17 protein-coding genes are annotated in these 24053 nt (G+C 69.4%); 5 read left to right on the top strand and 12 right to left on the bottom strand.

From position 1 onward, the window contains the following. Positions 1-81: 81 nt before the first annotated feature. The 6 genes from GA0070623_RS29505 to GA0070623_RS29475 form a co-directional block, all read right to left on the bottom strand. On the bottom strand, positions 82-1218 hold the full coding sequence (locus GA0070623_RS29505) for a class II histone deacetylase (RefSeq protein ID WP_067315902.1): 1137 nt from the start codon (positions 1216-1218) through the stop codon (positions 82-84). A gap of 168 nt (positions 1219-1386) precedes the next feature. Then, positions 1387-2649, bottom strand: coding sequence for a histidine decarboxylase (locus tag GA0070623_RS29500; RefSeq protein ID WP_089004222.1), 1263 nt, complete (start codon positions 2647-2649; stop codon positions 1387-1389). Further along, the gene (locus tag GA0070623_RS29495; protein ID WP_231932596.1) at positions 2646-3479 is read right to left on the bottom strand and encodes a hypothetical protein; all 834 of its coding nucleotides are present in this window, start codon (positions 3477-3479) and stop codon (positions 2646-2648) included. Before GA0070623_RS29495 ends, GA0070623_RS29500 begins: the two co-directional genes overlap by 4 nt. A gap of 204 nt (positions 3480-3683) precedes the next feature. After that, a complete protein-coding gene (locus tag GA0070623_RS29490) occupies positions 3684-5102 on the bottom strand; it encodes an APC family permease (RefSeq protein WP_089004389.1) in 1419 nt (472 codons plus the stop codon). A 528-nt stretch (positions 5103-5630) separates the two neighbouring features. Then, positions 5631-6317, bottom strand: a complete 687-nt coding sequence (locus GA0070623_RS29480; protein WP_231932595.1) for an N-acetyltransferase — start codon at positions 6315-6317, stop codon at positions 5631-5633. Further along, positions 6314-7546, bottom strand: a complete 1233-nt coding sequence (locus tag GA0070623_RS29475; RefSeq protein ID WP_231932594.1) for an FAD-binding oxidoreductase — start codon at positions 7544-7546, stop codon at positions 6314-6316. Before GA0070623_RS29475 ends, GA0070623_RS29480 begins: the two co-directional genes overlap by 4 nt. 262 nt (positions 7547-7808) lie before the next feature. On the opposite strand from GA0070623_RS29475, the gene GA0070623_RS29470 reads away from it, so the two are divergent. Continuing rightward, complete coding sequence (locus GA0070623_RS29470) at positions 7809-9446, top strand: helix-turn-helix domain-containing protein (RefSeq protein ID WP_067315739.1); 1638 nt, start codon at positions 7809-7811, stop codon at positions 9444-9446. Here the strand turns inward: GA0070623_RS29470 and GA0070623_RS29465 are convergent. From GA0070623_RS29465 to GA0070623_RS29450, 4 genes are all read right to left on the bottom strand, one after another. After that, complete coding sequence (locus GA0070623_RS29465; protein WP_067315742.1) at positions 9443-9994, bottom strand: GNAT family N-acetyltransferase; 552 nt, start codon at positions 9992-9994, stop codon at positions 9443-9445. The two genes, GA0070623_RS29470 and GA0070623_RS29465, sit on opposite strands and share 4 nt — an antisense overlap. Positions 9995-10165: 171 nt before the next feature. Then, the gene (locus GA0070623_RS29460; protein WP_231932593.1) at positions 10166-12616 is read right to left on the bottom strand and encodes a tetratricopeptide repeat protein; all 2451 of its coding nucleotides are present in this window, start codon (positions 12614-12616) and stop codon (positions 10166-10168) included. A gap of 101 nt (positions 12617-12717) precedes the next feature. Continuing rightward, positions 12718-13185 (bottom strand): hypothetical protein, encoded by a 468-nt coding sequence (locus GA0070623_RS29455; protein ID WP_157517482.1) that lies wholly within the window; start codon positions 13183-13185, stop codon positions 12718-12720. 268 nt (positions 13186-13453) lie between these two features. Then, positions 13454-13645, bottom strand: coding sequence for a hypothetical protein (locus GA0070623_RS29450; RefSeq protein ID WP_067304562.1), 192 nt, complete (start codon positions 13643-13645; stop codon positions 13454-13456). A 242-nt stretch (positions 13646-13887) separates the two neighbouring features. On the opposite strand from GA0070623_RS29450, the gene GA0070623_RS29445 reads away from it, so the two are divergent. Then, positions 13888-14187 (top strand): NIPSNAP family protein, encoded by a 300-nt coding sequence (locus tag GA0070623_RS29445; RefSeq protein WP_067304567.1) that lies wholly within the window; start codon positions 13888-13890, stop codon positions 14185-14187. Here GA0070623_RS29445 and GA0070623_RS29440 read toward each other — a convergent pair. After that, positions 14182-17700, bottom strand: a complete 3519-nt coding sequence (locus GA0070623_RS29440) for an nSTAND1 domain-containing NTPase (protein ID WP_067304570.1) — start codon at positions 17698-17700, stop codon at positions 14182-14184. The genes GA0070623_RS29445 and GA0070623_RS29440 overlap by 6 nt on opposite strands. Positions 17701-18362: 662 nt before the next feature. Between GA0070623_RS29440 and GA0070623_RS29435 the strand changes: the two genes are divergently transcribed. The 3 genes from GA0070623_RS29435 (at position 18363) to GA0070623_RS29425 (ending at position 22875) form a co-directional block, all read left to right on the top strand. Beyond that, positions 18363-18785 carry an excalibur calcium-binding domain-containing protein gene (locus GA0070623_RS29435; RefSeq protein ID WP_231932592.1) on the top strand — a complete coding sequence of 141 codons (423 nt, stop codon included), beginning with the start codon at positions 18363-18365 and terminating at the stop codon, positions 18783-18785. A 306-nt stretch (positions 18786-19091) separates the two neighbouring features. Beyond that, positions 19092-20909: an Hsp70 family protein gene (locus tag GA0070623_RS29430; protein WP_231932591.1), complete on the top strand. Its 1818-nt coding sequence runs from the start codon at positions 19092-19094 to the stop codon at positions 20907-20909. 22 nt (positions 20910-20931) lie between these two features. Next, positions 20932-22875: a hypothetical protein gene (locus GA0070623_RS29425; protein WP_157747001.1), complete on the top strand. Its 1944-nt coding sequence runs from the start codon at positions 20932-20934 to the stop codon at positions 22873-22875. A gap of 302 nt (positions 22876-23177) precedes the next feature. Here the strand turns inward: GA0070623_RS29425 and GA0070623_RS30230 are convergent, their stop codons facing one another. Then, complete coding sequence (locus GA0070623_RS30230) at positions 23178-23804, bottom strand: hypothetical protein (protein ID WP_157517484.1); 627 nt, start codon at positions 23802-23804, stop codon at positions 23178-23180. Between the last annotated feature and the right edge of the window lie 249 nt (positions 23805-24053).

Raw genomic sequence — 24053 nt, 5'->3', positions numbered from 1 at the left:
GAAGGTCGGTCCTCGGCAAGACAGGTGGGCAGGGGAAACACCGAACGGCCCGGCCACAGCGGCACCAGGCCCGGCGGGTGGTCAGGGCGTGGGCGTGGTGGCGGGCGCGGTGATACGGGGTACGAGGTCGGCGGCGGCGTCGATGACGTCCTGCTGGTGGGGTTGCAGAGGCTCGCTGGTGTAGGCGGCGACGATCGTGGCGTAAGGGTCGGTGATGCGGGTGGTGGTGCCGGTGAGTTCTTCGAGGACGGCGAGGACGCAGTAGGGGGTGTAGAAGGGGCTGTAGCCGCCTTCGTGGGCGGCGATGAGTCGGCCGTGGCAGAGCCGGTCGGCGGCGTCGACGAGCAGGCGGGTCATCTGGCGGTAGGTGGCGGTGGTGAGCATCTGTCGGGCCATGGGGTCGAAGACGTTGGCGTCGACGCCGTTGGCGAGCAGGATCAGGTCGGGGCCGAAGCGGTCGAGGGCGGGGATGACGACCTGGTGCATGGTCTGGAGGTAGGCGGCGTGGCCGCTACCAGGAGGTAGGGGCACGTTGAGGGCGTGTCCGGCACCCTGGGCGGTGCCGTTTTCGTGGGTCCATCCGGAGTCGGGTGGGAAGCAGTTGGCCTGGTGCAGGGAGATGGTCAGGACGGTGGGGTCGGCGTAGAAGATGGTTTGGGTGCCGTTGCCGTGGTGGGCGTCCCAGTCGACGATCGCGATACGGGCCAGCCCGTGGACGGTTCGGGCGTGGCGGGCGGCGATGGCGAGGTTGTTGAACAGGCAGAAGCCCATGCCGGTGTCGGCGGTGGCGTGGTGTCCGGGCGGGCGGGTCAGGGCGTACCCGGTGGTGATGTCACCGTCGGCGACGGCGGTGACGAGAGCGAGCAGGCCACCGGCGGCGAGACGGGCGATGTCGTAGCTGCCGTGCCCGACCGGCGAGAAGCCGTCCCCCGCGTCGCCTCCCCCGCGCAGGTCGCTCTGCGCGCGAATGTGCTGCACGTGCGCGGGGGTGTGCACCCGGAGCAGTTCCGTCATGGTGGCCCGTCGGGGTTCGACGACGAGGAGTTCGGCCAGGAGCCCGGAGAGGTGGATCAGTTCATGGGTACGGCGTTTCGCCTCCGGGTTCTCGATGTGCACGGCAGGTTGCACACCGGCGGTCGGGTCGGCGGGGAGCACGCCGGCGCTGGTGCCGGTGTCGTGCCACAGGTATTCGGGGTGGAAGACGTAGCCGGTGGCCACAGTGATCGCCTCCGCAAGGGATCGGTCGAGGGGTTCGGGCAGCGACGGGCAGGTGCGCCGGGACGCGCAAAGCCGGGGCTCGGAAGGTCAGGGCTCCGAAAGTCGGGACGCGGGAGCCGGGATGCGGGGAAGCCGGGACGGCGGGACGGCAGGGTGGTAGGCAGCGGGTCAGGGCGTACCGATGCCGGCGGCGGGTGCAGGTGCTCGGCGGGGGCGGGGAATCGGCCTCGGTAGGTGGGGGTCACCTGGGTCGGGATCGCCGGCCGGCGTGGTGGTGTCGGTGAGGTCGGTGACGAAGGCGTCGATCTGGCCTTGGGTGACGCCGGGCATGCAGATGAGGTGGCTGATGTCCGCATCGGTGGCGAGGAGCCATTTGGCCCGTACTGCGGGGGGTGGGGTGGCCAGGACGACGGTGAAGGCGTGGGGGTGTCGCCAGGCGGGCCAGCCGGCGGCGGTCAACTGGTCGACGGTGTAGGTGGCGAGGCGGCGGGCTTCGCTGACCCGCCACCGGTGCCCCTCCCGCCCATGCGTGGCGATGGCGTGCCACAGCAGGGCGGCGGCCAGCCCGCAGCGCGACCCGGTGATGGTGGAGTCGAGCGTCGCGGTGTAGGCGACGGGGGCGGCCTGGCGGCGGAGGCTGTCGCGGATGAGGACCACCCCGCACGGCGTCGGCACCCCGAGGAACTTGTGCCCGGACACCGCGATGCTGCCAACACCGCTGTCGTCGTCCAGACGCAGCCGCCCGTCGAGGGCCAGGGGAATCCCGGACAGGGCGGCATCCACGTGCACGTGCCGGCCCGGCACCTGGTGTTCGTTGAGGATGGTGTGGATGCGGGTGGTGTCGTCGACGGCTTCGGTCATGGTGGTGCCGGCGGTGGCCACGACGATCGCCGGCCACCGCCGGTGCCGGCGCACCCGGACGGCGAGATGCGCGTAGTCCATCTCCCCGTCGACACCCGCCTCGACGGCCACCCCGCGGGCGCCGAGCATGTCGATGATCTTCGGAATCGAGTAGTGGGCGGCGGTCGAGTAGTAGATCCGGGCTGTGGGCAGGCGGCGGCGGGCGGTGTGTAGGGCGGACAGGTTGCCTTCGGTGCCGCCGGTGGTGACGTACCCCCACCGGTCGTCGGCGGGCATGGCCAGGGTGTCGGCGAGCCAGGCGATCACGGCTTGTTCGAGGACCCGGGTGTGGGCGGTGCCGCCGACATCGGTCGGGTCACCGATGTTGTTCCACAACCGGTGGCCGAGCCGGGCCATCACCTCCCGGTGGTCGAGGTCGACCGCGCCGGGGAAACCGACGCTCGTCGGCGCAGCCGTGTCCGCCTGCGCGACCAGGTGGTCCAGGACCGCAGTGACATCGACCGGCGTACGGCCGAGATCCGCGGCCTCGGCCAGCCCACACCGACGAGCAGACACCGGGGTGGGGGTCATGCGGGATGTCCCGCGAGGAGGTGCCCGGCGAGCGTGTGGTGCAGCCGGGTCAGCTGCGCCCAGGTGTCACGGGTGATCGGGTCACCCTGGTCGGTGAGGTGTTCATGCGGGTTGTAGTAGGTGCTGCGGTCGGGGTCGAGAGGTTTGGTGCAGCGGACACCGTCCACGCCGATCGGGGCGTGCGGATCCCGGTCGACGTGCAGAGCGGTCCCGTCGGTCAGCAGCACGTAGCACTGACCCTTGAGGTCGAACACCGAGCGGCGGCGGTGGTCGTCGGGGTGGCGCAGGGTCCGGGCGAGTTGCTGCCACCGCCCTTGGTCGGAGTCGAGGGTGGTCACCCCCACCCCGACGTAGACGGCACCGGAGGGCAGGGTCATGTCACCGCCGTTGACCATCGACCCCTGCGGCCCCACCGGATGCCACCGCCGCCCGGCCGCCCCGGCGCGGGTGATGCTGTCGGCGACGACCTCGGTCAGGTCGGCCAGGAGGCGGGGCAGGTGCTGCGACTCCGGGGAGGACAGCCACAGCCGGTAGGCGGTGTGCAGCTGGTAGCCGTGCGGCTGGGCGGGGGCCTCGGAGACGAAGAACAGCATCACCCCGTGCGGACCGAGCGCGTCACGCTGCCCGTACCGCTGGTCCGCCTCGAACATGTGCCCGGTGTTCAACCGCTTCGCCCGGTAGACCACCTGCTGCCGCAGATCCGCCCACCAGCGGGCCTCGACCGACACCCCGCCGTCGGGCTCCCCCTGCTGTGGGGAGGGTGACGGGGTCTGCTCGGGCGGGGCCGCGTGGACGGGGACGTCCCGGCGGTACGGTCGCTCGTCGGGCATGCGGTAGTCCGGAGGCGGCGGCTGGATCAGGCGGGGATCTGGCGGGGGTTGGTGGTCTGCCGGTCGGCGAGGGCCGGGCGGTGCCGACAGTCGCGGAGGTTCGGGTCGCCAGGCCGGGTCCAGCGGATCACTGCTGCTGCGGTAACCCGGCGCCACTGGTGTGCGGACGGTGTAGGTCTTCATAGTCGAGCTGATCCTCAGGGCTCAGATGGAAATGTGAAGGGCGTCAGGCACGGCATGGGTCTTCGGAGTGCCGTGACCGATACCGGCATAGACGTCAGGTCGGGTGCGGCGCAGGTGCGCGGCCCACATGCCGCCAGCGGTGGCGGTCGCGGCGAGGACCACCGGCAGCAGCAACGGATACGGCGACCCGGGTACGGCCCCGAGCAGGGAACCGACGTTGCCGACCATCGCGACGAGGACCACCGACCCGCCGAGCACCCCCAACGCGGGTGCGGCCTTCCACTGCCACACCCCGGCCCGCTCACCCCGCACGGACGGTGGAGCGGCCAGCGCGGCGACCGAAGCGGCGAGCAGCAGGCAGAGCAGACCCAACGCGCCGAGGGTCGACAGCCAGGTGAACATCACCGCCACCGGATCAGCCCCGCTGACAGCGAACGCCCCCACGACCAGAGCAGCCACCCCGGACTGGGTGAGGGAGCCACCACGCGGCGCGCGGACCCGAGTCGCGCTCGCGGTCCGGGCGAGACCAGCCGGGAGGACACCCTCACGGGCCATCGCGAACACATACCGGGCGATCACGTTGTGGAACGCCAGCATCGACGTGACGATCGCGAACACCAGCACCACACCGGCGACACCCACCCACGCCGTACCGGCGGGTTCAAGGATGCTGAAGGGCAGCCCGGCCGACGGATCGGCAGCGCGGGTCGCGACGGTCTGCGGGCCGACAGCGACACCCATCGCCCACGCCGCAGCCGCATACACGCCACCCAGGACAAGAACCGCCATGATCGTCGCGCGGCCGATCGACCGGCGATCCACCGCCTCCTCCACGAACGAACCCGGCGCGTCGACACCCATGAACGCGGCCACACACAACGCCACCGCCCCACCGATCCCCCCGACCGCCAGACCGGAAGCGTGAAACCCCTCCCACGACACGGCACCATCGGCCGGGGAACCGAGACCCGCCACGACGAACAGCCCCACGACCAGCAACGACACCGCGAGAACCCCACCGAGAACCCAGGTCGACAGCACGATCGCCCGCACCCCGAGCGCCCCGACAACCACCCAGGCGATGCCCGCCCACACCCACCAGGTGCCACCGAGCTGCGCGGCCAGGGTCGCCCCGAACAGGCCGTACAGACTGGTCTGGATCCCCGTGTACGCGACCAGCGCGACCACGCCGGCGGCCACACCCCAGCCGCGGCTGACCGCGTGGGCGAGGATGCCGTAGTAGGCCGCCGGATGGCCGACCTGCCGGGCCAACGCGGTGTAGCCGACCATCAGCAGCGCCACCACGGCCGCGACCAGGACGAAGGTGAGGGGCAACGCGGTCACCCGGGTCGTGGCATACGTGGTAACCAGACCACCAGCGAGAACCACCATCGGCGCGGACGCCGCCGCCCCGAAAATCGACAAGCCGGTCGGGGTCATCGTCCGCCGGGCGAGCGCCACCTGCGCATACGGCGTCACCGCTGCCCCCACTGCAACGAGTCCGGGCACGACGACTTCCGACAACCCCGCACCGGATGCGCCACCACCTCGTCGGCGCTCGCGGTCACCAGCAACACCGCCGTCGGACGCACCGGCCCACCCCGCCAGTAACCCCGATCCCGGTCCAACCGCCGCAACGCCACATCCGCACGCGACGTGAACCCAAACAGATCATGGGCACCGTCCGGCCACTCCCGCCGGATCGCATACCCCCACAGATCCGCCTCCGACCCCACACCCTCCCCGTCCAAGCTGTCGGGGGTGACAGGCCGGGAACGGGCGGGGGTCAGCCAGGGCGGTAGCCAGCGACCCAACTCACGCCGACGCGGCGGAAACATGACCACCGGACGATCGACAACAGCCACCATGAGGCAAGCCCTCCTTCGGAAAACGGGTGCACAGGGACGACCGGCGGGCCACACGGCCAACACCAGCTACAAATCGGGAAAGCGCCCTACCAGGGCACGGTCAACATGGACCAGGTCGCGCAGGGACAACCCGACCACGCAGCAAGGTCACCCCACGACGCAACCGGACCCGAGGAGGAAACCCGCCACACGACCGGCCGGCGTCCGGGGCGGACCGCCACATCCGCCACAGGGCCGGACCGCCCGGTTCCAGCAGGATCGGCGACCTCGGCGCATAGCTGCACCCGGCCAACACGCCCTCCCGAGGACGACCACCCGGGCACTCCGCATACGCCGCAAGCCCCTCCGCGTCGAGAACCCGGTGACAGGCGGCCAACAACACCCGCGCCGCATCCTCGCGGCCGGGACGGATGGCGAGGTGCGCGAGGTAGGCATGCGGGACCGGCGGCACCACCGCATCGAGATACGCATGCCACAACGCCAACCGCGACGCATACACGCCGAGCGTCCGGTGCAGGTCATACATCCACCCCGCCGACGGCACCGGCACCTCCACCCGCCGGAACCACACCGCCACCACCGACCGATCCCCCGTCGTGTCGACCTGGCCGTGCCGCAACCCCCACGACACCAACAACCGCGCATACCGCCACAGCACCCGGGGGCGCTCGGTGGCCTCCGGCACCAACCAGCCGCCGACCGGCCCGACCGACAGGGACTGCGCCACCAGCGGCGCCAGCACGTCGAGGTCCGCCTCCGACGCCCGGCACACCACGACCCGCGTCACGGCACATCCCCCGCCCGACGATCCTCCCCGGCCTCGCCGCCGGCCACTTCAGCGACCACCGTGTCAGCGTGACGTTGCCGCGACGCCCACGACACCACGTCGAAGCCATGCCGGAACGTCACCGCCAGACGCAGATCCTCAGAGGCCACCCCACCGACCAGCAACCAGGTACGGGCTTCCTCGATCAACTGCGGCGGACCACACACCACCACGGCCCGACCCGGCTCATAGTGGAGCAACACCGCACCCAACAAACCACCCGCCGCCAACGGATCAACACCCTCATCACCGGACACCAACACCACCGACAACCAACCGCCATACGCCCGCCGCAACCCCTCCAACCCCGCCATCTCACACAGCGCCGGCAGGTCACGGGCACCGACCACCACCGTCACCCGCCGCCGCACCCGCGACACCGCGAGCTGCTCCACGACCGCCCGCAACGGCGCAAGCCCCGTACCCCCGGCAACCAACAGCAGATCCGCGTCACCGGCCACCGCCGCCGACAGGCCCACCTCACACGGCGGCCCCAACCACAGCGACTCCCCCACCGCCACCTGCCCGACCAGCACCGGTGAGACGGCACCACCGGGAATGGCACGAACATGGAACTCGACCGTCCCGTCCACACGCGGCGCGTTCGCCGGAGACAACCACCGCCACCGACCCGGCAACCGCGGCGAACACACCGGCAACGCCTCCCCCGCCACGAAGTGCAGCCGCCCCACCGGACGCACCGACACCACCGCAAGATCCACACCCGCCGACACCACCGACTCCACCACACCGAACGTCACCTGCGGACCATCGCCCAGCATCTCGGCGGACTGCTCGGCCAAACCCAGCACCCGGAGACAGCCCTGCTCCCACACCCGGGCCGACTCCGACCCCCACGACTCCCCCGCGAACCGCCGCACCGTATCCACCACCGCCGCCGCGACCACCGCCCCATCACCCGGAAGCAGGTCGAACCGCTGGTACAACCGGCCCAACACCACCAGCCCAGCCCGATACGCAGCAGGATCACCCCCACGCGCAATCAACTCCACCACCGTCGAGAAGAACACCGCCGCAAGCCGCCGCGGAAGAAACCGCACACCCCGAAGCAGCAGGAACGACCAGAAGTACGCCGCTGCTCGCTCATGATCAGCGGCAGCACCGGTCAGCGACTGGGCAAGATCAGGCGCGGGCATGAACCACTTCCTTCGGTGGATCGTCACGTCCACCCCTTTCGACGCTGGCATCGGACAACACCTCCCGCACCACCGCAGGTCCGCCTCCTTCGCAATGCACAGAAGGCGCGGAACCACGGTCGCTCGGCAACGGCATCCACGATCATTTACGTGGTCCCCATGCCGCCACCTGTGATCGTGGGGAGATTTCCTTACCGCCGATTCCCCGTGTCGCGGGGAAGTTACATAGACGGCCCGAATTGCGTACGGTGGTGCAGCAGCATCGACGGGCACGGCTGACGCGGAAGGGCCGCACATGACCGACGGGAATCCCGAAAGCCTGCGGCAGCAACAAACGCGCCTCGCCGCCGAACTACGGTCAGCGGGAAGAACATGGGTCGAGACCGCCGACGTCTTCCGCGACAGGTTCCGCCTCAACCCCCGCGTCGCGCTGCGCGTCGTTCGCGGATGGAGCCAGGCGAAAGCCGCCGAGGAATGGAACCAGCGCTGGCCCAACGAACCCAAGTCGTTCAAGAGCTTCTCGTACTGGGAGATCTGGCCCGGCAAGGGCGGCTACTCACCCTCCCAGGACAACCTGGCCCGCCTCGCCGAACTCTACGAATGCAGCGTCGCCGACCTCCTGGCCGACCTACCGAGCTTCCGCCACCTCGACTCCGCCACCGCATCGACTCCCGTCACGACCGAGGGGGTGAAACCCGGGCTCGCAGGTGAAATCATGGTGCCCAGCGAGGCAGAGATCCTGCTTCGTGACCTGCTCGGTCGACGCCCCAACGCCGACGCGGACGCCCCGCCACAAGCGGAAGCCGCCGGCCTGTACCGCCGACCCGAGGAGGTCAACTTCGCAGAGTTGGCGCAGGTCATCACCATGTGGATGCAACGAGTACCCCACCCCCAGACCCGACGCGACCTCCTCGGCAAACTCACCGCCGCACTGGCCGTCGCCGCGACAGCGCCCCTGACCGAGTTGACAGGCTTCACCGACAGCGCCACCGCCGCACCCACGCTCACCGATCCCGCACGGTTCGAGCCGGCCACCCTCGCGCACTGCGAAGCCATGATGCCCAACCTGCGTAAACAGGGCGACGTCCTCGGCGCTGCCGCCACCCTCCCCACCGCCCTGGCCTACCGACGCCTCGCCGAACAACAGGCCAAAGCCGCACCCCACGGCCCCCACCGCGACCACGCCATCGCCACCTACGCCGAACTCACCCAACTCGCCGGGTGGCTCTGCTTCAACACCGGCGACTACCACACCGCCCAACGCCTCTACGACGACGCACGCACCGCCGCCCACGACGCCCGCGCCGTCGAACTCGTCACCTACATCCTCTGCACCATGAGCCACCTCGCCACCTGGCAAGGCAAACCCCGCATCGGCATCGACCACGCCGCAGCCGCCTCTGCCTGGGCCGACCAGACCAGCAGCCCCTACGCCCGCGCCTACGCCGCCGACGTCACCGTCCGCGCCCTCACCGCCGACAACCAAAACCACCAATCCAAACAAGCCCTCGACCGCGAGTACGCCGCCCTGCAAGCAGCGTTGGCCGACCAGAGCCCCAGCCAGTCCTGGTGGTACTTCTACGACGAGTCCTTCTACTGGGCCACCAATGCCCAGAACGCACTGAAGTTCGACGGAGCTGATCGAATCATGGCAGCAACCGAGAAAGCCCTCAAGATCAGCGACCAAGGCAATCTCCACGAGCGCTCGTTCCGCCTGCTGTATCGCGCGGAGGCGTTCGCGCAACAGCAGAACATCGGTGTCGCCTGCCAGACCATCTCCGAAGTCGTGGAGCTGACCTCGGTGAACTCGACCCGCCGTATCGAACAGCGAGTGCAGCAACTGCGGCGCGGACTCGACCCGTGGAAGCGCACCCGAGCGGTACGGGAACTCGACCAGGCAATCAACGCCTACCGCTCGCCACCCCTCACCTAACGCAGGGGGCGCACAAACTTGACGTACTCCCGGTAATAAGCACCGGGACCTCCAGGAACGACACCAACCCGCTGCCAGCCCCACCCCTCATAGAGCGCATGAGTACCGGTCGCGGCAGGGTTGGCCGACAGCGTGGCGCGTTCCTCACGCCGTCCCCTCAGGAACGAATCATGCAGGCCGCGCCCGATCCCCCGACCCTGCCATGCCTTACGTACCTCGATCTCGGCCAGGACCACCGTGCGTTCGCCACCCCGCTCGTCGGTGAACCCCTCCTCCGGAGCCGGCTGAAGCCCCGCGAACCAGTCCCGGTCCTGCCGCAGGCTGTACCCGAAGACGAACCCCACCAGCTCGTCCCCCGCCCGCGCGGTGACCAGCTCGTAGTTCCGCGCACCCAGCGCCGCCGTGGCCCGCCCCCGGAACGCGTCAACCTTGACCGTCGCGTCCTCGCCAGGAACCTGCCCGTAGGCGTCCGCGTAGACCTCACACAGCTCATCCATCAACCCGCCAGCAGCCTCCGCACCGAGGCGGGCAAACGTCACATCGCTCACGCCCACCACCCTACGGATACCCCCGCACGCCGTCCTTCCCCGCGCCACGGGGAACTACGCTGAGCAAGCGCCGACGATTCTCGCCGGTCTTTGCGCCGTGCCGGGCTTTTCGACAGACGTCGCTATGAATTCCTACCTCGTCGAGGGTTGGAGTCGAAGCAGAAACAACCGTCACCCTGGGTCCGCGCCACCGCCGGTAGCCGCGTCGAGCTGCTGGCGCAGTTCTGCGGCCTCGTCGGCCCGGCCCAGTCCGTCCAGGATATCGGCGAGGGTCTGGTAGGCGGCGAACAGCCGCTCGGCGAACACGGCCGGCAGCTGTTCGGCCAGAGGCCCGTAGATGGTGATCGCCTCGGTGGTCGCTTCCAGCGCCTCGACGAAGTTGGCCTTCACGTTCACGTACACCCACCCGTACGCCCATAACGACGTCGCGAGGTCAGGTAGGTAGGCGGCAGGATTAACCTCCGCCAACCGCCGACGGATCGTGACAGCCTCCTCGCTGGAAACCAGCGCCTCCTCCCGCCGACCCAACTCAGACAGCAGAACGCCGAGGTTGTTCAACGACCCCGCGAGGTCAGGCAGGTAGGCGGCAGGATTCACCTCCGCCAACCGCCGACGGATCGTGACAGCCTCCTCGCTGGGAATCAGCGCCTCCTCCCGCCGACCCAACTCAGACAGCAGAACGCCGAGGTTGTTCAACGACCCCGCGAGGTCAGGCAGGTAGGCGGCAGGATTCACCTCCGCCAACCGCCGACGGATCGTGACAGCCTCCTCGGCGGGAGCCAGCGCCTCCTCCCGCCGACCCAACCCGGACAGCCGAACGCCGAGGCTGTTCAACGACATCGCAAGGTCAGGCAGGTAGGCGGCAGGATTCACCTCCGCCAACCGCCGACGGATCGTGACAGCCTCCTCGCTGGTAACCAGCGCCTCCTCCCGCCGACCCAACTCAGACAGCAGAACGCCGAGGCTGTTCAACGACCCCGCAAGGTCAGGCAGGTAGGCGGCAGGATTCACCTCCGCCAACCGCCGATAGATACCGGCGGCTTCCTCGGCGGGGGGTAGGGCTTGGTCGCGGAGGCCGGCGTTGGCCAGTCGCCACGCGTGGGTGGCGTGTAGGCGGGCGTGCGCAGCGGGGTCGGTAGTGGCGGCCAGCCGGTGCGGGGTGAGGGCGGTGGTGATGGCGGCGGCGGCGATGTCCAGGTCGACGTGCCGGTCAGTGGGCAGAACCCCGGCGATGGCGTCAAGGACATCGCGGTCGACACCCGGGATGGTGGCCAGTCGGGTGATGGAGGTGCCGCCGGCGGCCAGAGCCAGGTGTGGGTGTGTGCGCAGGACGGGGTACAGGATGTCGGTGGCCACGTGGTCCCAGCGGCGGGCAGTCTCCACCAGCACCGTGACGGCGTGCGCTGCCCACGGCGGCGGATCGGTGTCGAAGCGCAGCAGCTGCTCGACGGCGGCAGCGGCCCAGTCGTCGCTGTCCCAGCCGTCTTCGTCTCCGGTGTGCCGGTGGCCGGGTGTGGACAGGGCGATCAGGTCTTCGCCGAGCCGGTCGGGCTGCAACGCCTGGAAGACGGTGCGATCGTCCTCGGGTGGGTAGGAGAACCGGTGGTCGTCGATGATCGTGGTGGCGGCGGGTGCGGTGAGCCCGACCCGGTGCAGCAGGTCGGTGGCGGTGTCGCGGGGCACGGCGGCGGTGAGGGTGGCCAGATACACCGTGCGGCCCATCACCTCTGGTGGTGTCTGGCGCGGCTCGACCGGGCGGTGGTGCAGCGCGTACCAGTGGTCACGCTCGCGGTCCAACAGATACGACGACAACGCGTGCGGCCCGGTCGGCGCTGTCGTGTTGCGGCGGTGAGCGTCGACGGCGACCAGGGCCGCCATGTGCACGGACAGCACCTGCCGGAACGCGTCTTCGGCCAGGTTCGGCGGCGGTCGGAGCCGGTCGGCGTCGGTGACGTCCATTGCGGTGGCGAACCGGTCACGGGCCTGCCGGAACAACACCCCCCGGTCGACCTGTTCCCCCAATGGCGGCAGCGGCTGGCTGGTGGCCTCGACCTGGTGGTCGCTGCGCAGCCGGTTGCGCAGCGCCGGCCACCATGCCGTGGTGGAGCGGGCCAGCAGCAACACCCGCACCGTGACGCCGGCCTGCACGTTCATGCTCTTCAGGTGGGTCAGCAGGCTCTGTAGATGGGACACCGGCCACCGGTCGGCGTAGTCGGCGACGACCAGCAGCCCACCGCCGGCAGGCAGGTCCATCCGGTAGCCGCCGGTGAACTCCGGCTCGTGCAGCACCCGCCACACCGTCCACCCGGCCTGCGCGCACGCGTCGGCGACATGCCCCGCCATCCGGGTCTTTCCCTGCCCTCCGGCAGCGTGGAGCAGCCGCACCAGCACCCCACCCGGCCGACCCATCCACTGCGCCACCTCGGCGAGATCGCTGTCACGTCCGACGAACGGCACCACGCGATGCTGGGCCAACAACAGCTGGCTCGGACGCTGCCGCGCCTGCTCCACGGCCACCGTCTCCACCGTCGTGGGGAACGCCTCCGCCCGGTACGGCGGCCGAGCAGTGGTAATCGTGACGTCGCCGCCCACCCCCGACACCATGATCACATCACCGAACACGACCACGTTGTCGAGCCGCTGACCACCCGTCGACCCCGACCCGCTCGCCGGCTCAGGCGCCGCCCCCGCCGACCCCGGCGGCCCTGGCCACATGGGCAGGGTCACGAGCTGATGTCCGCGTCGCCGTCGACCCCGCGAATGATCCGGATCGCGCCGGTGGCGCGCACATCACGTACCTCCTGCTCGCCCGGCACCACCGGCGGCACCGATCCCGGCATCTGTCCGGCCGGGCCAGCCGGTGGGGTGGTCACCGACGGCGGCGCGGTTCCCACCCGCAGGTTGCCGCGCACCGTGTCAACCACATCCACGTCACGGCCGGCGTCCAACCGTTCGACTCGCTGCGGCCCCGCCACCGGTGCCTGCGGCGATGGCGGGCCAGGGGCGGGTCGGCCGGACACGATTCCCCACACCGTCGCGGACAGCGCGGCGATACCGACGAACAGCCCGATCACACTGGCGTACTTGTCCGCGTCGTCCAGTCCGGCCACCACCAGGAACACCGCCAGGCCACCCAGGACCACTCCTACCCCGACCCCGCCGAGCACCCTCACCCAGTTCCAACCCGTCACCCTCTCATCATCAACTGCCACTCCCGCCACGGCACCCCCGCACCCGGTCGCCTACCCGACACCGGCAGGCCGGTGGGCAGTCGGGTGACCGGTCCGACGATCGGTGGTGGGATGGCCCAGCTTCGTGGGGTGAGCGGCGGTGCTGGGTGCCCTGCGCCGCCCCAGGGGTCGGCGGGTCGTGGGGCAGACGTGGGCTTGCGCGGTAGATGGCTTCCTGGGCGCAGGCGCGAGCGGCTTCATGCGGTGGTCAGGTGCCGGTACGGGGCGGTCATTCGCCGGCTGACTCTCGGGCGGCCTGGTACGCGGCGATGGCGGCCTGCCGGCGAACGCTGGCCTCCGCGATGGCCTGGGCGACCCGGTCGGATCGACGCAGCGGGTTGCGGGGCGGCGGGGGCACGTTTGCCGGGTGGACGCTGCGGGTGCCGTCCGGCTCGGGCCGGGTGGGGTCGCTTTCGATCACCCGCAGGTGGTCCGGTCGGCTTGGGTCGTCGAGGGTGGAGTCGGGGTCATGGAATCGACTTTCCGTTCCGGTGTCCGTACGCCAGCAGCGGTCATGAGTGCCCGACGGGCGGATCTTCTCGATCTCATGCTGTCCGCTCTCTACCGTTATGCGCCGCCCTGGATCTGAGTCGCCTCCGGATCGGCGGGTTCGGTTATGGTCGGTGACAGAGGGCTCGGCACGGCTTTGGTGGGGGTGGTGGCATGGCGAGAACGGTGCAGATCCGTATCTATACTGTCCGGGCGGGGCTGCTCGACGAGTGGGTGGACCAATGGCAGCGCCTGGTCGTGCCGCTGCGGCGTGATCTTGGTTTCGGCATCCACGGTTCCTGGAAGGACGCTGCGCGGAGTCAGCACATCTGGGTGATCTCCCATGACGGGCCCGAGTCGTTCGAGGAGGCCAATGCCGCTTACTGGGCCTCGGACCGCCGCAAGACGCTGGGGCTGGACCCGGGCGACTACCTGGTGGATGAAGAAGCCCGTGAGGTCGAGCAGACGCTATGAGTTCCCGCTGCCCGGAAGCAGGTGGGTTCGCCGCTCGTCGTCGGTGAGCGCGCGGAACACCCGGGTGCGGGCTCGGGTGGTCAGCTCGTCCGGGTCGACGGAGTCGGCCCATACACGGGCGGTCCCGTCGGCCGAGCCGGTGACGACGTGGGCTCCGTCGGGTAGCCATGCCAGGCTGGTCACGCCGTCGCGGTGGACACCGATCACCTCACCCTGGTTGTCGTCGACGTCCCAGACCTGGACGGTACGGTCGTCGGAGCCGGAGGCCAGCCGTTGGCCGTCCGGTGCCCAGGCCACCGCGCGGACCCGCTTCTCATGACCGCTGAGCACGAGGGGACGGTCGGTGCCGGTGAGGTCCCAGACGCGGATGGTCCAGTCGGCGGAGCAGGTGGCGAGTCGGTGTTCGTCCGGTGCCCAGCTGAGTCCGTCGACGTAGTTCTGGTGCCCGGAATGGACGGTGCTGTCGCCGGGGTGTTCGATGTCCCAGACACGCACGGTCCGGTCGTCGGAGCCGGACGCGAGATAACGACCGCTCGGTGACCATGCCAAGGCACTCACCCAGTCGGCGTGGCCGCGCAGCACGCCTGCGGAACTGCGGGTGTGGATGTCCCACACCCGCACGGAGTTGTCCTTGCAGCCGGCCGCCAACCGCGATCCGTCCGGGGACCAGGCCAGCGACTCGGCCTCGCCGTCGAGACGTACGTCGTCGTCGGTGCCGATCAGGTGAACCGCACCGTCGCGCAGGGCGACGGCCAGTGTGTCAGCCGTCGGTGAGCAGGCCAGTGCCACCACCGGCTCGGACCAGCTCGACACCACGGCGGTGCCGTCCGGCTGCCAGACCCGCACGGTACCGTCGGCGCCCCCGGTGACGATCCGCGCCGTGCGGTCGAGCACCAGGGCGGTGACCGGCCCTTCGTGGCCGGTGAGCACCTGCTGTTCGGCCCCGCGTGGTTGGATCGTCCATATCCGGGCGGTGCCGTCACCCGAGCCGCTGGCCACCCGTCGCCCGTCGGGCGACAGGGCGACGGACCAGGCCACCTGCGCGTGTCCGCGTAGTGCGGCCACCTCCCGCAACCGTCGTACGTCCCAGACGTGGATGTTGCCGTCGCCGGTGGCGAGCACGATCGTGCGGTCGTCCGGTGCCCAGGCGACCGACCACACCGGTGCGCCCTGACTACCGATCACGTGCCGGGTCTCGCCGGTCGTCACGTCCCACACCCGGACGGTCTGGTCACCGGACCCGGTGACGAGCCAAGTACCGTCGGGAGACCAGGCGACGGCCTCGACGAAGTCGCCGTGTCCCGTCAGCCGCTGCTCGGGGCGGCCGGTCGTGAGGTCCCAGACGATGACGGACCGGTCGTGGGAGGCGGACGCCAGCCGTTGCGAATCGGGAGCGAACCGCAGACCCCACACGTCACCCTCGTGGCCGAGTAGACGGGTGGTGAGCTGCCAGGTCGTGGTGTCCCACACCTGCACCGCCTGGTCCCGGCTCGACCCGCCCAGAAGCGAGCCGTCCGGTGACCACGCGACCCCACGGGCCACCTCACCGCAGGGCAGCACAACGACCGTAGCCGCTGTGGCGGCGTCCCACACCCGGACCGTGCCGTCCCGGGAGGCGGTGGCCAGCCGGCGGGCATCCGGCGACCAGTCGACGGCCTCCACCATCCCGGAGTGCCCCCGCAGCACTCGCACCACCGTGCCCGTGTCGGCATGCCAGATCCGGGCGGTGCCGTCCCGCGACCCGGTGGCCACGTGCGCGCCGTCCGGCGACCACGCGACCCCTCGGACAGCGTCTGTGTGTCCGGCCAGCACCGCCTCGGTGTGGCTGAACGCCAGCGCAGCCATCAACGCGCGACGCGCGACCGGTGTGGGCGGGCATTCCCGCAGCGCGGCCGACGTCAACAACACCGCCAACTCCGGGAACCGGTCCACGTTGCCGAGCGCGAACCGGCCGATCGTTTCCGACACCCGATGTAGGAACGCCGTGTCCCTGCTCCGCGACGCGTCCACCAGCGCACGAGCGGCCGGGCTGTCTTGGCCGGCCGACTCCATCGCCTCCAGCCAATGGCCGGCCAACGCCAACCGATCCCCGGTCAACAGGTAGTCGCCGCTACGACCGGCATGCACCCAGTCCGCCGCCCACCGCTCCAACTCGGTACGCCGCCGCAACTGCTCCGCCCGCGCTTGCACCTGCTGCCGCAGCGGCACCCACCGACGGAACAACGCCTCATGCGCCACCTGCACATACGGTTCACCGTCAAGCACATCGGTGGTCAGCAGCCGCGCATCAGTGAAGACATCGAGCACTCGCCGTTGCTCAGCGGACAACTCCCGCAACGGCACCCGACGACGGGTCGGCTCGACACCGTCCATCGCCACCAGCCGCAACAGGGTGGCCAGGACATCGTCGGTGCTGCTGTCACGACGTACCTCCGCCAGCACCACGTCGGCCTGCCGGCCCAACGCCCCCGCTACTCCCCCGAGCGCCTGGTATGCCTGACGCGTGGCCACCCGGCCCGGACCGGCCGCGAGGTACAGCTCCTGGAGGAGGTACGCCAGCAGCGGCAACGCATCCGGCGTGGCCGTATCGGCGACGATCTGATCGACAAGGCCGTCCTCGAACCGCATTCCGGCGAGTTGGGCAGGCTGCTCAACGACCGTGACGAGATCCGCCGGGCGCATGGTGCCCAACGCCACCGGGTTCGCGAACAGCTCCGGATGCGACCCCGCAAGCAGGTCGGCGAGGAACTCGACCCGGATCGTCGCCAGAACCCAGACCCGACGGTCGGCCTCCAAAAGGGCGGCGACCTGCCCCAGGAAGGCGGCCCGCTCGGCGGCACTGGACAAGGTGACGAGTTCTTCGAGCTGGTCAAGAGTCAGCAGGACACGTCCACGCCGATGCCCCGTTCGGGTCCGCCACGCCGCCACCTGACGGGCGAGGCCATCGGGACGGGTCCGCACCTCACGCAACGCGGAAGCCCGGTCCGCGGCGCCCAGCGTGACCGCCAGGTCAGCGAGACCACCCAGCGGCTCACCCGCCGGGGTGACCGCCGGCAACACCTGCCACCGGTCCCCACGTAGGCGAGGAACGACCCCCGCATGTACCAACGACGACTTGCCACTGCCAGACGCCCCCGTGACACAGCGGAACCGGTCAGCCCCCTCCACACCCAACTCGTGCAGCCGTCGCACCAGCTCCGTGACCTGCTCGCCTCGGCCGAAGAACACCGACGCGTCCTGCTCGGTGAACGCGGACAGCCCGGGATAGGGACTGCGATCCGCCCGCCACACCGGCCGAGGGCTACGCGGCGCCTGCCACCACAACACCAGGCCGTTACCGACAATCAGCACCACCAACAAGATGATCAACGCCGGACCGGCGGCCCCACGGATGCCGGCAGCCAGCGGCGACGACTCATCGTTGGCGAAGAAGTTCGCCGTGATCTCCAGCAGGACCGCGATGATCAGGAGCGACAGCTGGAGGAAGATCGGTGGACGTCGACTCGGCCGCACCAACCCACCCCCAGCGATGATCTGATGACACCACGTTAACCGGTGCGTGCTCCCGTCAGCAGACCGGCATCGTCCACATCAATGCCATACGGACACTCCGATGTGTATGAGTTTGTCGAGGCGTGAGGACGCCCAGTCCGGCATCGCACACCTGCCTGTCCGGCTCACCGCAGGCCAGGCCAAGAAACGTCTGCCCCGAGTCCCGCCAGGTGAACCTTAACGATCTATACATACGTCGGTGCACTTCGATGTCCAGGTCAGCGTGTGCCGTCACGGCTACGGGCGGGGAGACGGTTCCACGGTCCGGCCAATACGCCGCCGCTTTGCTGGCGGGCCGGCAGCAACGGCACGACCGGAAAAGCAGTCGGCGGCGGCCCGCTCGCCCGGCAGGCGATGTTACTGCCGATGCCGTGGTCCGGAGATGGAACGCAGATCCCGCGCGCTGCGGGGTCGCCGCCACCGGACCCGCAGTCGTCTACTCGACAGACGCCCGTCTAAACGGACCATCCCGCCACCTCGACCACCACCAGCACACTCGGCCGGCAACGAAAGCACTCACCACCAAACAAACCATCGGCATCACCCTCGCCGGACTACTCGGCGTGTGCTGCTGCGGCAGCAGCCTTATGGGCGCATTCAGCGACAACGACGAAACGAAGCCGGTGTCAGCGCCGACCGTGTCCGCGACGGTGGAGGTACGGAAGCTCGGCGGGGCACTCGCCACCGTCAGCCCCACCCCTGCCGACACGCCAACCCCAACCCCGAGCCCGACCCCGAAGAAGACCAGCAAGCCGAAGCCTGCTCTCTACTACAAGAACTGCGACGCGGTCAGGGCGGCCGATGACGCCCCGTTGTTCGAGGGGGATCCCGGCTACCGGCCCGAGTTAGACCGGGACGGCGACGGGGAAGCCTGCGAACCGGGCGGCGGCAACGGCGACCTGGGCGGCTACGACGACACCAACGGCAACGTGTACTACGCCAACTGCACGGCGGTACGAGCGGCAGGTGCGGCCCCGATCCGACGCGGCGACCCCGGGTACTCACGGAAACTGGACCGGGACGGCGACGGGATTGGCTGCGAATAGTCCCAGGCCGGTTGCAGAGGATGGTGTTCGCCAACTCAGAACCCGTCAGCGACCGCAACGCAGTCCCTCCGCCTTCAGTGCCCAGTCCACCCCCTGAGCGAACTGGCCACCGTCGTCACCTCCACGCGCACCTGCCGAGACCGCCCCGCTCTCCCCTTCGGACTCAGGCGGAGGGGTTCCACGAGCCGGACCAGCCTTGATTCTCGTGCGTGATCAGGAGGTGACTTGAATGGGCATTCATGTTTGACTACGTGCATGGGGGCGGGGGGAGCGCGGCTGTCGATCGACTGCGGTAGCGCGAGCACCGTGGCCGTGTTGGCGTGGGCTGATGGTGGGGCTTCGGTGTTGCCGTTCGATGGCCTGCCGTATCTGCCCAGTGGCCTGTTCCTGGCCGAGGGCGGGCAGGTGTGGACGGGGCGGAGGGCGTGGCAGGCCGCCGAGGCGCAGCCGCACCGGTTCGTATCGAATCCAGGTCGTACCGGCGATGGCGAGTCGGTCGTCGACGGCGCTGAGGCGGTGGAGTTGGCGGCGGCGCCGTTGCGGCGGGCTGCTGCGGAGGCCGAGGGTGTTGTTGGTGAGCCGGTGCGGGATGTGCGGTTGGTGGTGCCGGCCGGGTGGGGGCCGCGTCGGCGTACCTGGATGCGACAGGTCGCGCACCAGGCAGGTCTCGGGCAGCCGCGCCTGGTGGAGGCTCCGGTGGCCGTCGCGGAGCACCTGGTGGCCACCGGTGTACGGCTGACGGTCGGATCCTTCGTTGTCGTGTGTGATGTCGGCGCGGGTGCCGAGGTGACGGTGCTGCGCCGAGGCCCGGCAGGGTTCGAGGTCCTCGCTACGCTTGCTGACCCTGCGGCTGGTGGTGCTGCCGTCGACCTGGCGTTGGCTGCTGCGGTGCTCAACGGTCGGGAGGCGCCTGCCGGCGGTATGGACCAGTGGGTGATGGCCGAAACTGTCCGAGTCGCGAAGGAAACTCTGGGCTCTCACCCGGCGGTCACCGTGCCGGTCGCCGGCCACCACCCGGTGATCGCGGGCCGCGCCATGCTCGACGCCGCCGCCCAGCCGGTTGTACGACGGGTCGCGGAGTTGACCCAGCAGTGCATTGCCGCCGCCGAACTGACCCCTGGCGACCTCGCGGGAATCTACTGCGTCGGGGGCAGCGCCCAACTTCCACGCTTGGACACCGCCATCGCCGAGCACACGGGGATCACGCCGGTGCTGGTGGCGGAGCCTCAACTCGTCGCGGCGCGGGGCGCCGCCGAGGTGGGTGCACCCGCAGCGGGGGTAGCGGCGGTGGAGGTGACGGTGCCGCCGATCCGGCGGGCCGTCGCCATCGCGGTACCCGGCCTCGCCTCCCTGGCGCTCCTGTGGCAGGCCCTGATGACCGCCGAACGCAACAACACCCTGAGCGTGTACTACTACGTTCTCTTCAACCTGGGCGAGTTGACGATGGCGGCCGTGTTCGCCCTGGTGGCCTGCATCGCGGCCGGCACCATCCTCGGCTCGTTGATCGCCGCCCGCAGCCCCACCCCCGAACTCCGCACCGAAGGTGGGAAAGTCAGCATCGGCATCCTCGCCGGGGTCTCCCTCGGCGTCGCCATCGCCGCCCTCTACGCCGTCGTCATCAGCCAATACTTCGGCCTACCCCTGCGCGGGTTCCTCACCTGGGCGCTCTGGCCGATCGCCCCCACCGCCGTCCTCGCAGTGGCCATGGCGATGATGGCCGCCCGACAATGGCGTACACCCTCCGGCGGCTGGTCCGCGCTCCTGGCCACACCGACCGGCTCGGTCGTCACCGCCGCCGTGGGCATGGGACTCCTCCAGTACGCACGCACCGCCGACCGATGGCCGCACCTGGTGGTGTGGATCGACCTCACCGCCCGCATCGGCGGACTCCTCCTCGGTATCGGCACCGTCATGGCGCTCGTGACACCACTGATGTTCCGGATCGTGCTCGCCGCCCCGGTAGCGGTGATCAGCGCCGCGATCGTCACCGGACAATCCACCGGCATCCTCGGCGTCAGCTACGCCATAGCCATCACTGTCTGGTGGGCAGCACGCGTGTGGACCCGCCTCCTCCACCCCGCCACCGGCCCCACTGCCCTCAGCCCACCGGGTCGAGGCGGGTGACATGCGCTGGCCACGGCAGTTGATGTCGCTGCTGTTCGTTCTGGCGTTCCTGGTCGGCCCGCCGGTGGTGCTCCTGACCGTGATCGGACCGCCCCTTCGCGGATGGCCCACCACGGACCAGTTACGAGCCTGGTTGCAGCAGCCGTTGACCGAGGAGACCCTGACCGCCGGACTCGCCATCGGCGCGTGGTTGATCTGGCTGCTCGTCGCCTACACCGTCGCCGTCCGGATCATCGTCCGCCTCCGCGCGACCACGGCATGGCTACGGCGGGTACCCCTTCCTACCCCTCTGCAGGCGACGGCCAGCGGAATGGCTGGCGCAGCCGTCTTCGGCGTCGCCACCAACACCGTCACCACCCCGCCGGAACCGCCACAGCCTGTTCTAACAGGTACCGCCACACTCCACGACGAGACCGCCCCGGACGACCATCGCGACCAGGCCGGACGCGAGGACGGGGTTACGGTTGCCGGCGGCTGGCTGCCCCGGGACGTCGCCGAGCAGGTCACCGCCGCCGCAGCACTGGTCTGGCTACGCCGCCGCCGCGACTACCAACCCCACCCCACCCACCCCGACGACACCGACCTCACCCCACTGCCGCCCACCGTCACCGCCGTCCAAGCCGCCCTCGCCGACACTCCCTCAGCACCGCCGTCGGACGGAAGCACGACCCCCTTCGCAGCCCTGCCGGTCGGCGGCGTGGGCCTCACCGGACCGGGCACACTGCCCATCGGACGAGGACTGCTGGTCACCGCCATCCTGGCCGGACAACGCCCCAGCTCGACGTCGTTGATCGTCACCAAGGCAACGCTGGCCCTCCTGCTCGGACCGGCTGCGGAGACGCTCGGGCGACGCCTGCCGCTGACGATCGTCGACACTATTGACGAAGCAGCGCAGCTACTCCAACCAGACGGCCCTGCCACTGAGGAGTCCTCCCCTGGTCAGCGTCCAGACGAGCTGTCGAGTGGGCCTAACCATCGGACGATCGTGCTTCTCAACGAACACGACGGCGACGAAGAGCAGTTGACACAACTCGCGGCGACAGGCACCGCCACCGCTGCCCTCTTGGTCGTTCTGGGGAAACGGCCGGACGGACCGAACTGGCACGCCAACTCCACCGGCCACCTGCACGACCCACACCACCCCATCATGCCCAGCCCACGGCTGTGCGTCCTGGACCAGACGGCCGCCACCGACCTGCTTAGCGTCATCGCCCGCCCCGCGCCGCCACCACCCCACACCGCCACCGAACCGCCGTTACACCCTTACACCGGATCACCAGACGTGCCGCTGCCCCGCCAGGTAGACCGGCCCAGACCCCAACGCCTTCACAGAACACCCCAGCAGCAGCTTCATCTGCGCATCCTGGGCGACCCGCAACTGCTCATCGACGACGAACCTCTCGCCATCCGTCGCAGCGCCAGCCTCCAAGTCCTCGTCTTCCTGGCCATCCACTCCAACGGGGCCAACACCGCACAACTCACCGACGCTATCTGGCCGGGGCTACCCCGCCGTTCCCTCACCGGCCGCCTCTACACCGCCCTCAGCGACCTCCGCAGCACCATCCGGACCGCAAGCGACCTACCGGTCATCGATCACGCTGATGACCGCTACCGCCTCAGCCCCAAGCACATCGACGTTGACCTGTGGAACCTTCATGCCACCATCCACCAGGCTGCCGCCGCCCTTACCCACACCGCCGCTGCCTGGCAGACCGTCCTCGACGCCTACCCCGCCGACCTCGCCACCACCCGCACCTGGCCATGGCTAGACCCTCACCGCGAAGCAACCCGCCGCCGAATCATCGACCTATGCGCCGCCCTCGCCGCCAAGGAGCCTGACCCACACCGCTCTCTACAGTTGCTGCAGGACGGCATCAGCATTGACCCGCACAACGCCGACCTACACGGGCTCGCCAGTGGTGCCCTCACCGCCCTCGGCCACCCACAAACGGCTGCCGAGCTATAGCTTCGCCGCCGGCAGAGCCTCCGAGGTGCCAACGTTGATGATGCCCCCATCTCTACCACCATCATTCGTCAGTAGCGGACTCCGCGGTCAATCAGGCTCCCAGACGTGGCCAATTTCTGTCTGACTTCCTGTGGTAGCCGCAGTCATGGCACACCGCCGCAATCGCGCCGTTTCGTCTTCCCACCAGCCCGGCATCTGCCTCTCTGGTCATCTTATGGTCGGCCACCTACCTACCCACCGACATGAATTCGACCGAATGAAACCCCATAACTAAGATTCAAGGAGCAAGGCTGGATAGGAGACTATTTCTCGACCAGCTCGAAGCGCAGACGATAGGAGCCCAATGGTTGACGCGGCGACGAGAAAGATGCACACCACCGCGCCCCTGAATGGGCGTCCTTACAATATATTTTTAGGCTATGGATGGCAGCTATCGGCAGACGAAAACCGTCCGTCGCCTCCGCCGCCTGAATCCCCTCAAGTTGGACAGTGATCTCCTGACCCGAGATTTCAGGCCGTACGTGACGCGGACTGCGAGCGACTCCATTGTCGTCGATCCATACCACCTCATAGTCGTCTTGCAGATCACCCTGGAAGATCATGCTTGCCCACAACGGAGCTGGATCGGACACAGGTGTTGACAGGAGCTGAGATTGCGGGTCGCCCGGATCTCGAACACTGAATCCGAGCCGGACGTTGCTGGGTCGGAAATGCAGCTGCAGCGCTCGACGCGACTCGGTTGCCGCCGTCCGGGATTCTGATGCAGCCTGATACGTGAGGAATGCAGTGATCAGTGCGACGGCAGCAGCCGCGATGCCGATATCCTCTTCCGTCACCAGCTTCGGCCTTGAATGTCGGAGCCAGATCATGGCAACTGCGCCCATCACTACGACCGACACGGAAATGAACAGAGCCATCCTGCGCTTCACTTGAGACATGTTGGCATGTCTCGGCAACCGTCAACGCCCGGCACTGGGACCTGCAAGATCGGCCGAGGTTCATACCCTGTGGCCTCGACGACGTCGCCGCTTTTCCCCACCCGCACCACTTGAGCAGCTACTCCGGTAGCGCTGTGACCTGTGGTTGTGAGGTCGTGTAAGGAAGTGTGAGGTGCTGCAAGGTCCTCAACCCGCCGTCGTCGCCCCTCGCGCTCTTACGGTCTGTCTCACCAACTGCGG

The sequence above is a fragment of the Micromonospora rifamycinica genome (assembly GCF_900090265.1).
GTDB classification, from domain to species: Bacteria; Actinomycetota; Actinomycetes; order Mycobacteriales; family Micromonosporaceae; genus Micromonospora; species Micromonospora rifamycinica.
The sequence above is the reverse complement of the archived record's forward strand: the minus strand, read 5'-3'. Positions and strand labels throughout refer to the sequence as shown.

What these genes read in the sequence shown, in the direction of transcription:
- GA0070623_RS29500 (WP_089004222.1), bottom strand. Translation starts at nt 2,649, where the DNA reads ATGACCCCCACCCCGGTGTCTGCTCGTCGGTGTGGGCTGGCCGAGGCC.
- GA0070623_RS29495 (WP_231932596.1), bottom strand. Translation starts at nt 3,479, where the DNA reads ATGCCCGACGAGCGACCGTACCGCCGGGACGTCCCCGTCCACGCGGCC.
- GA0070623_RS29490 (WP_089004389.1), bottom strand. Translation starts at nt 5,102, where the DNA reads ATGACCCCGACCGGCTTGTCGATTTTCGGGGCGGCGGCGTCCGCGCCG.
- GA0070623_RS29470 (WP_067315739.1), top strand. Translation starts at nt 7,809, where the DNA reads ATGACCGACGGGAATCCCGAAAGCCTGCGGCAGCAACAAACGCGCCTC.
- GA0070623_RS29445 (WP_067304567.1), top strand. Translation starts at nt 13,888, where the DNA reads ATGGCGAGAACGGTGCAGATCCGTATCTATACTGTCCGGGCGGGGCTG.
- GA0070623_RS29425 (WP_157747001.1), top strand. Translation starts at nt 20,932, where the DNA reads ATGTCGCTGCTGTTCGTTCTGGCGTTCCTGGTCGGCCCGCCGGTGGTG.